Source organism: Mesorhizobium quangtriensis (assembly GCF_040081925.1).
Taxonomy (GTDB): Bacteria; Pseudomonadota; Alphaproteobacteria; order Rhizobiales; family Rhizobiaceae; genus Mesorhizobium_K; species Mesorhizobium_K quangtriensis.
The window spans coordinates 670,963-685,995 of the sequence record NZ_JBEBMF010000001.1 but is presented as its reverse complement, the minus strand read 5'-3'; the positions used below and the strand labels follow the sequence as shown (position 1 = coordinate 685,995).

At 63.4% G+C, this 15,033-nt stretch carries 16 protein-coding genes; 9 read left to right on the top strand and 7 right to left on the bottom strand.

The genetic code is table 11. The features are described 5' to 3' along the window. Position 1 precedes the first annotated feature (1 nt). On the top strand, positions 2-1,321 hold the full coding sequence (gene deoA / locus ABMA32_RS03460) for a thymidine phosphorylase (RefSeq protein ID WP_349013318.1): 1,320 nt from the start codon (positions 2-4) through the stop codon (positions 1,319-1,321). A gap of 9 nt (positions 1,322-1,330) precedes the next feature. Here deoA and ABMA32_RS03455 read toward each other — a convergent pair whose 3' ends face one another. Both ABMA32_RS03455 and upp read right to left on the bottom strand, forming a co-directional pair. Further along, entirely contained in the window at positions 1,331-1,903 is a 573-nt protein-coding gene (locus ABMA32_RS03455) for a TIGR02281 family clan AA aspartic protease (protein WP_349012323.1), read from the bottom strand. Positions 1,904-2,028: 125 nt separating this feature from the next. After that, complete coding sequence (upp, locus tag ABMA32_RS03450) at positions 2,029-2,658, bottom strand: uracil phosphoribosyltransferase (RefSeq protein WP_349012322.1); 630 nt, start codon at positions 2,656-2,658, stop codon at positions 2,029-2,031. A 181-nt stretch (positions 2,659-2,839) separates the two neighbouring features. On the opposite strand from upp, the gene ABMA32_RS03445 reads away from it, so the two are divergent. Next, a complete protein-coding gene (locus ABMA32_RS03445; protein WP_349012321.1) occupies positions 2,840-3,151 on the top strand; it encodes a glycine zipper 2TM domain-containing protein in 312 nt (103 codons plus the stop codon). Positions 3,152-3,200: 49 nt separating this feature from the next. On the opposite strand, the gene ABMA32_RS03440 is transcribed toward ABMA32_RS03445, so the two are convergent. Next, the gene (locus ABMA32_RS03440) at positions 3,201-4,187 is read right to left on the bottom strand and encodes an adenosine deaminase (protein ID WP_349012320.1); all 987 of its coding nucleotides are present in this window, start codon (positions 4,185-4,187) and stop codon (positions 3,201-3,203) included. Positions 4,188-4,295: 108 nt separating this feature from the next. On the opposite strand from ABMA32_RS03440, the gene ubiE reads away from it, so the two are divergent. The 7 genes from ubiE to ABMA32_RS03405 all read left to right on the top strand — a co-directional run bounded on the left by ubiE (position 4,296) and on the right by ABMA32_RS03405 (position 10,678). After that, a complete protein-coding gene (gene ubiE, locus ABMA32_RS03435) occupies positions 4,296-5,072 on the top strand; it encodes a bifunctional demethylmenaquinone methyltransferase/2-methoxy-6-polyprenyl-1,4-benzoquinol methylase UbiE (protein WP_349012319.1) in 777 nt (258 codons plus the stop codon). A 13-nt stretch (positions 5,073-5,085) separates the two neighbouring features. Beyond that, positions 5,086-6,660, top strand: a complete 1,575-nt coding sequence (gene ubiB, locus ABMA32_RS03430) for a 2-polyprenylphenol 6-hydroxylase (protein WP_349012318.1) — start codon at positions 5,086-5,088, stop codon at positions 6,658-6,660. A gap of 87 nt (positions 6,661-6,747) precedes the next feature. Further along, entirely contained in the window at positions 6,748-7,035 is a 288-nt protein-coding gene (locus ABMA32_RS03425) for a FitA-like ribbon-helix-helix domain-containing protein (RefSeq protein ID WP_349012317.1), read from the top strand. Beyond that, the gene (locus ABMA32_RS03420) at positions 7,035-7,442 is read left to right on the top strand and encodes a type II toxin-antitoxin system VapC family toxin (RefSeq protein WP_425475492.1); all 408 of its coding nucleotides are present in this window, start codon (positions 7,035-7,037) and stop codon (positions 7,440-7,442) included. The genes ABMA32_RS03425 and ABMA32_RS03420 overlap by 1 nt, the downstream gene beginning before the upstream one ends. Positions 7,443-7,446: 4 nt before the next feature. Further along, on the top strand, positions 7,447-8,676 hold the full coding sequence (gene coaBC, locus ABMA32_RS03415) for a bifunctional phosphopantothenoylcysteine decarboxylase/phosphopantothenate--cysteine ligase CoaBC (RefSeq protein WP_349012315.1): 1,230 nt from the start codon (positions 7,447-7,449) through the stop codon (positions 8,674-8,676). After that, positions 8,676-10,352, top strand: a complete 1,677-nt coding sequence (locus ABMA32_RS03410; protein WP_349012314.1) for an FAD-dependent oxidoreductase — start codon at positions 8,676-8,678, stop codon at positions 10,350-10,352. Before coaBC ends, ABMA32_RS03410 begins: the two co-directional genes overlap by 1 nt. A gap of 17 nt (positions 10,353-10,369) precedes the next feature. Beyond that, a complete protein-coding gene (locus ABMA32_RS03405; protein ID WP_349012313.1) occupies positions 10,370-10,678 on the top strand; it encodes a UBP-type zinc finger domain-containing protein in 309 nt (102 codons plus the stop codon). 15 nt (positions 10,679-10,693) lie between these two features. Here ABMA32_RS03405 and ABMA32_RS03400 read toward each other — a convergent pair whose 3' ends face one another. From ABMA32_RS03400 to gyrB, 4 genes are all read right to left on the bottom strand, one after another. After that, positions 10,694-11,119 (bottom strand): lysozyme inhibitor LprI family protein, encoded by a 426-nt coding sequence (locus tag ABMA32_RS03400; protein WP_349012312.1) that lies wholly within the window; start codon positions 11,117-11,119, stop codon positions 10,694-10,696. Positions 11,120-11,176: 57 nt separating this feature from the next. Then, a complete protein-coding gene (locus ABMA32_RS03395) occupies positions 11,177-11,698 on the bottom strand; it encodes a DUF6790 family protein (protein ID WP_349012311.1) in 522 nt (173 codons plus the stop codon). Positions 11,699-11,709: 11 nt separating this feature from the next. Continuing rightward, a complete protein-coding gene (locus ABMA32_RS24285; RefSeq protein ID WP_425475462.1) occupies positions 11,710-12,171 on the bottom strand; it encodes a cation transporter in 462 nt (153 codons plus the stop codon). 105 nt (positions 12,172-12,276) lie between these two features. Next, entirely contained in the window at positions 12,277-14,748 is a 2,472-nt protein-coding gene (gyrB, locus tag ABMA32_RS03380; protein WP_349012310.1) for a DNA topoisomerase (ATP-hydrolyzing) subunit B, read from the bottom strand. Positions 14,749-15,033 lie beyond the last annotated feature (285 nt).

Genomic DNA, 15,033 nt, shown 5'->3' with positions numbered 1-15,033 from the left:
TGTGCTCCCTCAGGAAATCATCCGCAGGAAGCGGGACGGCAAGCCGCTCACCGCCGACGAGATTTCCACTTTCGTCGCCGGCATGACTTCGGGCAAGGTTACCGAAGGTCAGGTCGCAGCGCTCGCCATGGCCGTCTTCTTCAAGGGCATGAGCCGTGAAGAAGCGGTTGCGCTGACCACCGCAATGCGCGATTCCGGCGAGACGCTCGACTGGTCGGACCTGCCCGGCCCGGTCACCGACAAGCACTCGACGGGCGGCGTCGGCGACAATGTCTCGCTCATGCTCGCTCCCATTGTCGCAGCCTGCGGCGCCTATGTGCCGATGATCTCCGGGCGCGGGCTCGGCCACACCGGCGGGACGCTCGACAAGATGGATGCTATCCCGGGCTATGTCAGCCAGCCCGACAACGCGCTCTTCCGTAAGGCGGTCCGCACGACCGGCTGCGCCATTATCGGGCAGACAGCCGCGCTCGCGCCGGCGGACAAGCGCTTCTACGCCATCCGTGACGTGACGGCGACCGTCGAGTCCGTGCCGCTCATAACCGCGTCGATCCTCTCCAAAAAGCTCGCGGCCGGCCTCGAATCGCTGGTGCTGGACGTGAAGGTCGGCAACGGCGCCTTCATGCAAAGGGGCCGCGACGCGACCGAACTCGCAACCAGCCTCGTCGAAGTCGCCAACGGCGCCGGCACCCGCACATCGGCCCTGATCACCGGCATGAACGAGCCGCTGGCGTCGGCCGCCGGCAATGCGGTGGAGGTGAGCAACGCGGTCGACTTCCTTTCGGGACGCAGGCGAGACCGCCGGCTCACCGAGGTTACCCTGGCGCTCGCCGCCGAGATGCTGATCGCGACCGGCATTGCCGGCTCGAACAAGGAAGCGCTTTCGCGCGCCACCGAGGTCCTCGACAGCGGTCGCGCCGCCGAAGCTTTCGGCCGGATGGTCGCCATCCTCGGAGGACCGAAAGACTTCATGGAACGACCCCTGACCTATCTGCCAAAGGCCCCGGTCGAACTCGCCGTTACTTGCGACAGGAAGGGTTTCGTCACCGGGATCGCTACCCGCGATATCGGCGTCGCGGTGGTCGCGCTTGGTGGCGGACGCAGCGCGCCGGAAGACCTGATCGACCATGCGGTCGGCATCACCGGTCTGCTCCCCGTCGGAGCCGAGGCGGTACGCGGAGAGCCGCTTGCCATCATCCATGCGCGGTCGAAAGCTGATGCCGAGAAAGCAGCCACCGTTATCAAGGCGGCCTATACGCTCGGCCCGAGCCGCCCCGCGACGCAGAAAGCGGTCGTACGCAGGATTTCGCCAGCGGCCTGATGACCGAGACTACTGCACGAGCAGCAACGCGCCATTCTCGACCTGGTATTTCGCAAGCCGCCTGAGGAAGCTGACGCCGATCAGCGTGTCCTTCAGCGCACGATCTTCGAGCACAACGGCGTCCACCTTCTCGACCACGATCCGGCCAATCTGCAGGCTGTCGATCACGGCAGCCGCCGCCTTGGCCTCGCCATTGGCGGTCTTGACCGAGTACTGGAGATCTTCTGGCGCGATGTTGATGCCGATGCGTCTTGCGGTCGACACGTTCATGGCGACGAGGGTTGCCCCGGTATCTACGAGTCCGGTTATGCTGCGACCATTGAGCTTGAAATCGGCGTTGAAGTGGCCTGCGTCGTTGGCGGCTATGCGCACCTTGCGCCCCAGCAGGATCTCGGCAGCTGGATCGATGGAGTGCGTCGTCCTGATATCGGCTTTCGCGATCGCATGGGGCAGTTCCTGCTCCTGCTTGCCCAGCGACCACAGGATCAGGCCGTCGAACAACTCCGGATTCCGCTCGTAGAAGAACGGCACGGACGCCGACGCAAGGGCGAAGACCAGCAGGATGACAAGCTTGCGCAGCATGGCAAGGTCCGGTTGACTTGGACCAGCACCCTAGCCGGCGAAAGTCAGCGCATGCTTAAAGAGGGCGCTTCAAAGCGACAGGGCGCCCGCGTTTCCGCCTGTGACGTTAACGAAAGGTAAATGCTCTACTTGGTGCCGTACATGCGGTCCCCGGCATCGCCGAGGCCTGGTACGATATAGCCCTTTTCGTTCAGCCGCTCGTCGATCGAGGCCGTATAGACCGGCACGTCCGGATGCGCCTTGGTGAAGCGCTCGATGCCTTCCGGGGCAGCCAGCAGACAGAGATAGCGCATGTTGGTCGCTCCACGCCCCTTCAGCTTGTCGACCGCCGCGATCGCCGAGTTGGCCGTCGCCAGCATCGGGTCGACGACAATCACCAGCCGGTCGCCGAGGTCGCTTGGCGCCTTGAAGAAGTATTCCACCGCTTCCAGCGTCTCGTGATCGCGGTAAAGGCCGATATGGGCGACACGTGCTGCTGGCACCAGATCGAGGAGCCCCTCTAGCAGGCCGTTGCCTGCGCGCAGGACGGAAGCGAAGACGAGCTTCTTGCCCTCCAGCGTCGGCGCCTCCATCTCCTGGATCGGCGTCTCGATCGTCCGGGTCGTCAGTTCCAGGTCGCGGGTGACCTCATATCCGAGCAACAGAGAGATTTCCCGCAACAGGCGGCGGAACCCGGCCGTCGACGTCTCCTTGTCGCGCATGATCGTCAGCTTGTGCTGTACAAGCGGATGGTCGACGACGGTAACGCCCTTCATGGTCTTCTCCGGTAACCCTGACTGTGCAGCACCCTAGCGGCATTGGACCATGAAGGAAAAGGCCTGCGGCTTCCAGACCACAGTTTTCGGCGGATGTGACGTGTGAGGGAACGCAACCGCTCAGGCTGCGTTCATCTTCGATCCTCTAGTAAGCACAGGCCGAGGGGCACAGGAGAGATTGATGAATACCAGATTTCTTGCAATCGCAGCCATCGCATTGACTGCAGCACTCGCCGGCTGCTCGGAAACGACGTCGCCGCAGCAGAGGTCCGCCGGGACAGGCGCATTGGTTGGCGCAGCAGGTGGCGCCCTTGTCGGGCAAGCCATCGGTGGGAATACCCGAAGCACGGTTGCAGGCGCGGCGGGCGGAGCGCTTCTCGGTGCGGTAGTAGGCACTGCAACTGCACCGCGTGGCCAGCAGTACTGCCGCTATCGCGACTACGACACCGGACGCGTTTTCGAAGCGCCTTGTGACGATCGCTACTACCGTTAAATGACTTAGCGTAAAGCCGGGCGGCGTTCAATTTCGCCGCCCCTATCGCTCAGAGCCTGCGATGAGCCGATCTGGCGTCCACTTTTGCCAACAGGCCTGCTTTGGTTCTGCGATCAATGAACGCCGCTTCAATGGCTGTTCTTGTGACTGCTGCCAAGTCAGCTTCGCTCATGGCGAAATGTTCGGCCGCGATCTCGTATTCGCGTTTGAGCGAGGTTGAGAAGTACGGCGGGTCATCCGAATTGAGTGTCGCCCGGCAGCCAGCCCTGCGCAGGGCAGGGAACGGATGCTCGGCAAAACTAGCAAAGACACCAAGCGCAATATTAGAGCCTGGGCAGCACTCCAACACCACACCCTCTTCTGCGATCCGCTTCACGAGGTCCGGATTCTCGATCGCCCTCACGCCGTGACCGATCCGCGCCGGCCGAATGTGATCCAGCGCTTCCTCCACAGTCTGCCACCCCGTCAGTTCGCCCGCATGGACCGTGATCCCCAGGCCCGCCTCCCGCGCGATCTCGAAAGCACGGACGAAATCCTCGAACTCGCCGATCCGCTCGTCACCGGCCAGTCCGAAGCCCGTCACCATCGGGTTCCCGGATTTCGCGGCAAAGCGCGCCGCCTGCTCGACGGCCTCGATCCCGACGTGGCGGACGCCGGTGACGATCATACGCGCCTCGATGCCTGTCTTGGCGTTCGCCCGCCGGATGCCCTCGCCAAGCGCGTCGGTATACGCCTTGGCCGAAAGTCCGGCCTTTGTCGCATGGTCCGGCGAGATGAAGAACTCAGAATAGATCGCGCCGTCGCGCGCCAGGCTGCTGAGATAGTGTTCGGAAAGCAGCGCATAGTCGTCCTCTGACCGGAACAGATCGGCGGAAAAGTCATACGCGGCTAGAAAGGAGGTGAAGTCATGCCAGACGAAGGCTCCGTCCTGGATAAATGGCGACGTGTCCCGGCCATATTTCTTCGCCTGTCGGGCGACGAGTTCGGGCGACGCCGCCCCTTCTATGTGGCAGTGGAGTTCTGCTTTCACTGGCATGCTGGCATTCCCGGTTGTCCCGCCCGGCGCGACGTGAGGCCGCTTCGCGGACCATAGCGCCACGGTTTATGATGGGCTATGGTCCGCCGCCTTTGATTGGTAACGAAAATGTCAGAACAACGATCCACGGCCGGCTCCGACATGGAGACTGCCTACGGCTTCAAGAATGTCGGCGCGAACGAGAAGCAGCCTCTGGTCAACGAGGTCTTCCACAAGGTCGCCAACCGCTACGACCTGATGAACGACCTGATGTCCGGTGGCCTGCACCGGCTGTGGAAGGATGCGTTGGTGGCGGCGCTGAACCCGCCGAAGCGTGACGGCTGGCGCGTTCTTGACGTCGCCGGCGGCACTGGCGACATCGCTTTCCGCATCGTGGATGACTCGCACGGCCACGCGCGGGCAACCGTTCTCGACATCAACGGCTCCATGCTCGGCGTCGGTCGCGAGCGCGCCGAGAAGAAAGGCTATGCCGACAAGGTCGATTTCGTCGAGGCGAACGCCGAGCAACTGCCCTTCGCCGACGAGACATTCGACGCCTACACGATCGCTTTCGGCATCCGCAACGTGCCCCGCATCGAAACAGCTCTAACGGAGGCATACCGGGTGCTGAAGCCCGGTGGCCGAATCCTCTGCCTCGAGTTCTCCGAGGTCGACATGCCGCTGCTGGATCGCGTCTACGAGGCATGGTCGTTCAACGCGATCCCGCGCATCGGCAAGATGGTCGCCGGTGAAAGCGAGCCCTATTCCTATCTGGTGGAATCGATCCGCAAATTCCCCAACCAGGGGAATTTCGCGGCGATGATCCGGCGCGCCGGATTCGAGCGCGTCACCTATCGCAATTACACAGGCGGCATCGCCGCTCTGCATTCAGGCTGGAAGCTTTGACGGAATACGCGTCATGAGCGATTTCAGCGCCGCGCTTCGGCTCTTCAGGGCCGGCTGGATCATGACGCGCGAGGGTGTCGTGGCGGCGCTGCCCGGCGACCAGCTTTCCGGCATGCCGCGGCTGGGCTGGCGCGTAGCGCGGCTTTTCACAAAACGTCGCGCCCGCCGTGCCGGTCGCAGCGACCGCCTCGCTGCGGCCATTGCGCGGCTTGGCCCGTCCTATGTGAAGCTTGGCCAGTTCCTCGCCACGCGACCGGACGTCGTCGGAAACGACATGGCGCTCGACCTTGCGCTGCTGCAGGATCGCATGAAGACCTTCCCGCGGGCCGAGGCGGTCGCGGCCATAGAGGGCTCGCTCGGCCAGCCCGTCGGCGCGCTTTTCCTCAGGCTCGGCGACCCCGTCGCCGCCGCGTCGATCGCTCAGGTCCACGAGGCAGATGTCGAGCGCGACGGCCAGCCGGTCAAGGTCGCCGTCAAGGTCATCCGCCCGGGCGTGCGCCGTGCGTTCCAGAATGACCTCGAGTCCTATTTCCTAGCAGCGCGGCTGCAGGAGCGATTCATCCCGTCGTCCCGCCGCCTGCGGCCCGTCGAGGTAACGAAGACGCTTGCCCAGACCACCAAGATCGAAATGGATCTCAGGTTGGAGGCGGCAGCCCTTTCAGAGATCGGCGAGAACACCAAGGCGGATCCAGGTTTCCGCGTTCCCGCCGTCGACTGGGCACGGACCGGTCGCGACGTGCTGACCATGGAGTGGATCGATGGCGTCAAGCTCTCGGATGTCGAAGCCCTACGCGCTGCTGGCCATGACCTCCAGGCGCTGGCTGCAACGCTCGTCCAGTCATTCCTGCGTCACACGCTGCGCGACGGCTTCTTCCACGCCGACATGCATCCCGGCAATCTTTTCGTCGAGGCTGACGGCACCATCGTCGGGGTCGATTTTGGGATCACCGGCCGACTCGGCAAGAAGGAGCGCCGCTTCCTGGCGGAAATTCTCTACGGCTTCATAACGCGTGACTACCGCCGCGTCGCTGAGGTGCATTTCGAGGCCGGATACGTGCCGCGCATTCACAATGTCGATGCCTTCGCGCAGGCGATCCGCGCCATCGGCGAGCCGATCCACGGCCAACCGGCGGAAACCATCTCGATGGCCCGCCTGCTGACGCTGCTCTTCGAGGTCACCGAACTTTTTGACATGCAGACCCGCACCGAACTCGTGCTGCTTCAGAAGACGATGGTTGTAGTGGAGGGCGTTTCGCGCACGCTCGATCCGCATTTCAACATGTGGAAGACCTCCGAACCCGTCGTCGGCGCCTGGATCAGACAGAATCTCGGCCCGCGTGGCATGCTGGACGACGCGCGCGAGGGTGTTGGCGCTCTCGTCTCGCTGGCCCAGCAAGCGCCGGAACTCGCCCACCGGACCGAGCGCCTGTCGCGCGAGATCGACGCCATGGCCGAGAACGGCCTGCGCTTTGACGAAGACACAGCACGCCGCATTGGCAAGGCCGAAGCCCGCGCAACACGCTGGGGTCGCATCGCGCTTTGGGTCATCGCGCTGGCGCTCGTCTGGATCGCGATCCAGCTCCACTGATTGACTGCAATGCTTACATTGCTAGCATTGCGGTCACGTCATATTCCTCCTATATTTCAGTTCTGCTCCGGATTTTGAGGTAGCGACTTGGGCAACCTGACCGTCCGTAAACTTGATGACGAGGTGATGCGCGATCTGCGGATCAGCGCGGCACGCCGGGGCGTGTCCATGGAGCAGGAAGCGCGCGATCGCTTGCGCCAGCCCCTGGACCAAGAGCATAGGGCGGAGGACGCGGAGGAGATGGGTAAACCCCGCTGGCGTCTGAAAGCCAGCATGGAGGAATTGCTGGCGATCGGTCGAAGGCTGCCGCATGTCGAATTCGACCAGAAGGAAGAATCCGACAGGCTGTACGACTACCTCGACGAACAGAAATGATCGCAGTCGATACATCGGCGATCATTGCCGTACTCAAGGACGAACCCGACGCTTCCCAACTGATCGCGTGCATAGCCAGAGCATCGCAGCGCTGCATCAGCGCAGGGTCGGTACTCGAATGCGGCATCGTGGTCGGAGCCCAATATGGTGAGGCGGGTCTGCGGGGAATGAGGGAGCTCTGTGCCGGTCTGTCGCTCGAAATCGTACCTGTCGACGCTGATCAGGCTCGGATGGGATATGAAACGTTTCGGCGCTACGGGCGCGGTAGCAGGCATCCGGCAAATCTCAACTTCGGCGACTGCTTCTCATACGCATTGGCGAAGACACGAAACCTTCCGCTGCTGTTCAAGGGGGACGATTTCGTCCATACCGATATCGAACCGGCGCTGAAGCCGGCAAGACGGTGACGGCATGACCCTTTCGGGCAAGCGCATCCTGCTCATCATTGGCGGCGGCATCGCCGCGTACAAGTCGCTCGACCTGATCCGTCGGCTGCGCGAGCGCGGCGCGTCCGTGCGCTGCGTCATGACTGCGGCCGCGACCGAGTTCGTGACGCCACTATCGGTCGGCGCGCTCACGGCCGACCATGTCTTCATCGAGCTTTTCGACCGCCAGGACGAGCATGATGTCGGGCATATCCGCCTGTCGCGCGAGGCCGATATCATCGTCGTTACGCCGGCCACCGCCGACCTGATGGCGAAGCTCGCGAGCGGTCTCGCCAACGACCTCGGCTCGACAGTGCTGCTCGCCACGGACAAGAAAGTGCTGATGGCTCCGGCGATGAACCCGAAGATGTGGTCGCATCCCGCCACCCGCCGCAACCACGCGCAACTCGAAAATGACGGAATCGTCTTCGTCGGGCCGAACCGCGGCGAGATGGCGGAACGCGGCGAGGCCGGCGCCGGTCGCATGGCCGAGCCGCTGGAGATCGTCGCTGCGGTCGAGGCGCTTCTCGACAGCCGCCCGAAGCCTCTCGCCGGCAAGAAGATCATCGTCACCTCAGGCCCGACGCATGAGCCGATCGACCCCGTGCGCTACATCGCCAACCGCTCATCCGGCAAGCAGGGGCACGCCATCGCGGCCGCGCTCGCAGCGCTCGGCGCGGACGTGCGCCTCGTCTCCGGCCCGGTGACCATCCCCGATCCCGCTGGCGTGAAGACTATCCATGTCGAGCGCGCCGAAGAAATGCGCGACGCTGTCGAGCAGCTCCTGCCCGCAGACGCCGCCGTCTTCGTTGCCGCGGTCGCCGACTGGCGCACCGCGGACGCTGCCGGCCAGAAGATCAAAAAGGTTGCCGGCAAGGGTCCGCCGTCGCTGACGATGGTCGAGAACCCCGATATCCTCGCCACGGTCGGCCATCACAAGAAGCGCCCTTACCTCGTCGTCGGCTTCGCGGCCGAGACGCAGGAGGTGCTGAAGAACGCAGAGGCCAAGCTGAAGAAGAAGGGCGCGGACTTCATCGTTGCCAATGACGTCGGCCCCGCAGGCACGTCCAAGGGCGGCGTGATGGGCGGTGACCGCAACCGGGTGAAGATCGTCTCGAAGGCCGGCGTCGAGGAATGGCCCGAAATGGGCAAGGACGAGGTCGCCACGAGGCTCGCGGATCTGATCGCGGACAAGTTGCGGACAACGGTGGTCTGATGGCGCAGGACAGTGGATACGCCACCTCGCCTGTCTCGCCGCTCCATTCGCGCTACGATCAGATGTTTCCGGTCTTCACGGATTCCGAGCTTCGGCGGATGGCGGAGTTCGGCGAGGTCAGTAGCTTCTCGCAAGGCGAGCGCATCATAGAAACCGGGCGGCTTGCGCCAGGCATGATCCTCATCCTGTCCGGCCATGTTGCGATCACGCAGCGCGATGGGCTCGGCCATATCACCGCGGTCGTCGATCTTGGTCCGGGCCAGTTCGTCGGCGAAGTCGGCCAGCTTTCAGGCCGGGCGTCCTTGGTCGACGCGCATGCGGAAGAAGCGGTCGAGGCCATCGTCATCCAGCCCGACCGCCTGCGCGCACTGCTCGTGGCGGAAGCCGATCTCGGCGAACGCGTCACGCGCTCGCTTATCTTGAGGCGCGTCGGACTTATCCAGAGTGGCGTCGGCGGACCGCTCATCCTCGGCGCGCCGGACCTGCCGGACGTGACGCGCCTGAAGGGCTTTCTCGCGCGCAACGGGTTGCCGCATCATCACGTCGATCCGCAAAACGATGCCGACGCCGCGCGTCTCATCGAGGCGTCTCCTTCCTGCATGCGCAACCTGCCATGGGTCGTGCTTGCCGACGGAGCCGTCCTTCACAATCCGACCGAAGCCGAACTGGCCCGTGCGATGGGCGTCGCCGGTTCGGTTTCGAGTTCGACAATCTATGATGTCGCCATTGTAGGCGCAGGCCCCGCTGGCCTCGCGACCGCCGTGTACGCGGCGTCGGAGGGCCTCTCGGTCGCAGTGCTCGATGCACGGGCTTACGGCGGACAGGCGGGCGCGAGTGCACGCATCGAGAATTATCTCGGCTTCCCGACCGGCATCTCGGGCAATGCTCTCGCGGGTCGCGCTTTCGTGCAGGCTCAAAAATTTGGTGCGGACATCATGATTCCCGTCGAGGTGAAGAGCCTCGACTGCCGGAAAGAAGATGGTTTTTTCGCCGTGGAACTGGAAGGCGGCGAGCGCGTGCGGGCGCGGTCGGTCGTCATCGCCAGCGGCGCGCGGTACCGCCGCCCGGCCATTCCGGAGTTGCCTGACTTCGAAGGCAAGGGCGTCTGGTACTGGGCTTCGCCGATCGAGGCGAATCTGTCTTCCGGGCAGGAGGTCATCGTGGTCGGCGGCGGCAATTCCGCCGGCCAGGCTGCCGTCTATCTTTCCGGCGTCGCCTCGAAAGTTCACATGCTTGTCCGCGGCGCCGGCCTTGCCGAGACCATGTCGCGCTATCTCATCGACCGCATCGGGGCCGCCGCCAACATCGAGTTGCGTACCCGAACGGAAATCGCCGCGCTCGCCGGTTCGTCGGGCAGGCTGGAGAGCGTTCGCCTGCTGTGCCATGAGAATGGCACGGAAACCGAGCACGACGTTCGCAACGTCTTCCTGTTCGTAGGGGCCGACCCCGCGACCGGCTGGCTGTCCGATTGTGGCGTCACGATGGACCGGCCGGGTTTTGTCACCACTGGCGCGTCGCCGCACAGCCATCTGGAAACCAGCGTGCCGGGCGTGTTCGCTGTTGGCGATGTGCGCTCCGGCTCGGTCAAGAGAGTCGGCAACGCGATCGGCGAGGGCGCGCAGGTTGTCGCCGCCCTGCACACCTATCTTTCCGGCACCCGCCAGTCGACGGCGTGACATCCGAGGAGCTGCCCATGGCTTATGAATGCAAGCATGCCGAGCAGGTTCGCGATGTGAAGCCGAGCGCGAAGGGCTGCGAGGAGTGCCTGGCAAACAATGGCTGGTGGGTGCATCTGCGGCTCTGCCGCATCTGCGGGCATGTCGGCTGCTGCGACGACTCGCCCAGCAAGCACGCGACGGCCCACTTCCACGCTACGCGCCACCCGGTCATCGAGGGCTACGACCCGCCTGAAGGCTGGGGTTGGTGTTATGTCGACGAGATCTTCCTCGACCTCAGCGACCGCAAGACGCCTCAGGATGGGCCTATCCCCAAATTCGTCTAGGCTGTCCCAGCCCACTCAATTCAATGTGTAGCGCTTGGTCAGTTCTTCCGTCCGCTGAAGGGTGAGCGCAAGCACGCAAGCCTGCTGGGCCGACGTCGCGCCGCTTCCGTTGTGCCATTCGGCAGCAATCAGTTCGAACTTGCAGTTGGCATCGCGGAAGGCGATCCAGGCGCGTTGCGCGGCAACGAGATCTGCCTGCCAGGCTTGCTTGGCAGCGGCTGTCGATTCCGCATCCGCCTCGATCGCGGCCTGCGCTATCTTGTAGGCAGTGTTCAATGCGGTGTCGGCCTCGGTGAGCGCAGCCTTGAGGCAATTCTCCAACTCGTATCCGGAATTCTGATCGCAGGACGTGGGAGGAGCCCACTGGGCGGCAGCCGGCAACGGCAGGAGGCCAAGCTGCAACGACGCCGCGAATGCCAGAACGATCGATCGCTTCTGCAAAGATATTTTCCCTTGTTCGTCGGTCTCACTGGCCATTTAGGCCAGCCCCGTCCGACGTCAATCTAGGGAAGATGGGCGGGCGCTGCCCTCAGATGGTTTTTTGCCTCGCCAGGCGGCGTCCAGCAGCAGCGTCAACAATATCGCGCGCGCCATCGTGATCACCAGCAGCGCGCCGAAATTGTCGGGAGAATAGTCGCCCTTGGCGAAGGCCTGCTGGAAGTGTCCGATGGTGACGCCGACGTAAAACAGGATCGCATAAAGCGCGATGGCGCTCTGGAACGACAGGCTGCGCCAGAAGGCAATGACGGCGACGATGCCCAACGCCATGTCGGCGACGCCGATCTCGAATTCGAAGGGGCTGGGAGTCCAGCCAATCTGCGCGGAAGCTATGCCTGGGAAGAATACATGGAATATCCCGGCCCATATTCCGTCGATACCCACGGATAGCAACAGGAGCCACGCGAGGTAGCGTTCCGCCGCCGCCTCGGGGCGTCGCGTCAGATAGCCCAAGGCAATCGCCAGCACAAAAAGGATGAGCGGCAAATTGGTCAGGACGAACTTGATCGTTTCGGCAATCATATCCGGCTCCCCTAGGGTGAGCGCAGTTCGCGCACGTCCTCGGCAGACGTCAAGCCATCAGTGCTCGCTTTCACAAAGATCGTGATTGGCCAGCGCCTGAATGACGTAACAATCCTTGATCTGATCGCCATGACAACGCGTAGCGATGCGGTCAAGCTCGCTCTCAAGGCGTTTGAGCTTTCCGATCTTTCCACGCACCCCTCGAACTGCTCGACGGCGATGCGGTCGGCCTGCGCGCAGATACCTTCGCGCGCATCCGCGCGCGGCTCGTCGCGCATGGCGACCAGACCGGCCGCGATGCTTTCGAGGTCGACTCTGTCGTCATGCTCGAGCAGCATCGTCCCTGCAGTGGCCGACACGCTGACCTCGCGGACGCCGGGCGCGCCACGTGCGACCTTGTCGATCTTGGCCGCGCACGCCGCGCAATCCATGCCTTCAATGCGAAAGCGGGTTTTCTGAAACGCTGTATCCATGCACCTGACGGTTTTCGATGCAGGCAACATAATTTCTCTAGCCGCTAGAGCTTCAAGAGACCCAGGAAGCGATTTCCGCGACAATTCGCCTGCGTGGCAGCGCTGTCAAACGTCCAGATTGGCCACGGAAAGCGCATTCTCCTGAATGAATTCGCGGCGCGGTTCGACCTCGTCGCCCATCAGCCGCGAGAATAGCGAATCGGCATCCGTGCCATCAGTCACCTTCACCTGCAACAGCGAGCGGACGTTCGGGTCGAGCGTGGTTTCCCAAAGCTGCTCGGCGTTCATCTCGCCCAGCCCTTTGTAGCGCTGCATGGTCAAGCCCTTGCGACCGGCCGCGAACACCGCATCCAACAGCGCCGTCGGACCGGAGATGGCCTGCGACTCGTCCTTGCGCCGCAGCACCGGCGACTGCGCATAGACCTCGCCGAGCTTGCCGGCATAGCGATCGATGGCGCGCGCATCAGCCGAGTTGACCAGCGCGACATCAATGCTTGCGGACTCCTTCACGCCGCGCACGGTCCGCTCGAACACATAGCCACCCGGCCCCTCATTCGAGGTCGAAAGCCTGCCGATCCAGCCGCGCTCTGTGTCTTCGGCGATCGCGTCAAGGCGCTTCGCCACGGCCTGCGCCATGTCGCCCGCTGCGCCGAGGTCGGCGAGCAAGGCCGCATTCAGCGCACCGGCGATCGCCGCCTGCTCCACGACGGAACGGCTGTAGCGCGTGTGCAGCCCGTTGATCAGCGAACGCACTGCGAGCGCGTCGTCGATCACGCTGCGCAGGTCCTGCCCGACACGCACTTCGCCGGACGACAGCGTCAGCGATGCGTCGTCGGTGCCCGTTTCAATCAGGTATTCCTCGAACGCCTGCTCGTCCTTCAGGTATTGTGAGCTCTTGCCCCGGCTCACCTTGTAGAGCGGCGGCTGCGCGATATAGAGGTGGCCGCGCTCGATCAGCGCCGGCATCTGCCTGAAGAAGAAAGTCAGCAACAGCGTCCTGATGTGCGCGCCGTCCACGTCGGCGTCGGTCATGATGATGATCTTGTGGTAGCGCAGCTTGTCAGGGTTGAACTCGTCGCTCCCGATGCTGGTGCCGAGCGCCGTGATCATCGTGCCGATCATCTCCGAAGACAGCATGCGGTCGAAGCGCACGCGCTCGACATTCAGGATCTTGCCGCGGAGCGGCAAGATGGCCTGGTTCTGGCGCGAACGCCCGCCCTTGGCAGAGCCGCCAGCGGAATCACCCTCGACGATGAACAGTTCGGACTTCGCCGGATCGCGTTCCTGGCAGTCGGCCAGCTTGCCCGGCAGCGACGTGACGCCGAGCGTCGTCTTGCGGGTGATGTCGCGCGCCTTGCGTGCCGCCTCGCGGGCGGCCGCAGCCTGGATCACCTTCTCGACGACGATCTTGCCCTCGGCCGGATGTTCCTCCAGCCAGGTCCCAAGCGCCTCGTTGACGAGGCTTTCCACGACCGGACGCACCTCGGACGAGACCAGCTTGTCCTTGGTCTGTGACGAGAATTTCGGATCAGGAACCTTCACCGACAGTACGGCCGTGAGACCTTCGCGACAGTCGTCGCCGGTCAACGCGACCTTTTCCTTCTTGGTCAGGCCCGACGACTCGCCGTAACCCGTCACCTGCCGCGTCAATGCGCCACGGAACCCGGCCAGGTGCGTGCCGCCGTCGCGCTGGGGAATGTTGTTGGTAAAGGCGAGTACGTTCTCGTGGTAGCTGTCGTTCCACCACATCGCGACCTCGACGGTGATGCCGTCGCGCTCCGCCTTGATCGCGACCGGCTCGCCGATCAGCGGCTTCTTGGCACGATCGAGATATTTCACGAACTCGATCAGCCCTCCGTCATACAGCAGTTCGGTCGACTTCACGTCGGCGTGGCGCGCGTCGGTCAGCACGATGCGCACGCCCGAGTTCAGGAAGGCGAGTTCGCGCAGACGATGCTCCAGCGTTTGAAAATCGAACTCGACCTTGGTGAAGGTTTCGGTGGACGGCAGGAAGGTGATCGCACTGCCCGAGCGTCCTTCATAGGTGCCCGGCTGCTTGTCCGGAACATAAGTTCCTGTCGCCGCAAGCGGTGCGTCCGCATTGCCATGCGTGAAGCTCATTTCGTGGACCTTGCCGTCGCGGCGGATCTTCAACTTGAGGAAGGACGACAGCGCATTGACCACGGAAACGCCGACCCCGTGCAGGCCGCCGGAAACCTTGTAGGAGTTCTGGTCGAACTTTCCGCCCGCATGAAGCTGCGTCATGATGACTTCCGCAGCGGAAACGCCTTCCGAGGGGTGGATATCGGTCGGGATGCCGCGTCCGTTGTCGATCACGGTGCACGAGCCGTCGGGGTTGAGCGTCACCGTCACGAGATCGGCATGGCCAGCCAGCGCCTCGTCGATGGCGTTGTCGACCACCTCATAGACCATGTGATGCAGGCCAGAGCCGTCGTCGGTGTCGCCGATATACATGCCCGGCCGCTTGCGGACGGCATCCAACCCCTTCAAAACCTTGATGGAATCGGCCCCGTACTCGGCTGCAGCGCCGGGAGTGTTCTCGGTCTGGTCGCTCATGAAATGCTTTCGTCTGACTACTGCGAAAAAAGCGCCGATCCATTGCCCCGAATCGCGCGCTTCGGCATGCCTGAGATATAGGTCGGAATGGTGGTTTTTCCAAGGTTTGCGGCCATTTCGCCTTGGGACAACGCAGTCCCGGATCGGCACAATAATCCGGCTGCCTTGTCAATGATTTATGCGCCGCGTGGCCGTGATTAAAATCGCCAGTCCGCAGCGTTCGAGGCATCCGCCCTCGGGATGCGATAAACCGTGTTTGATCACCCGGCGTATGGATACGGTTCG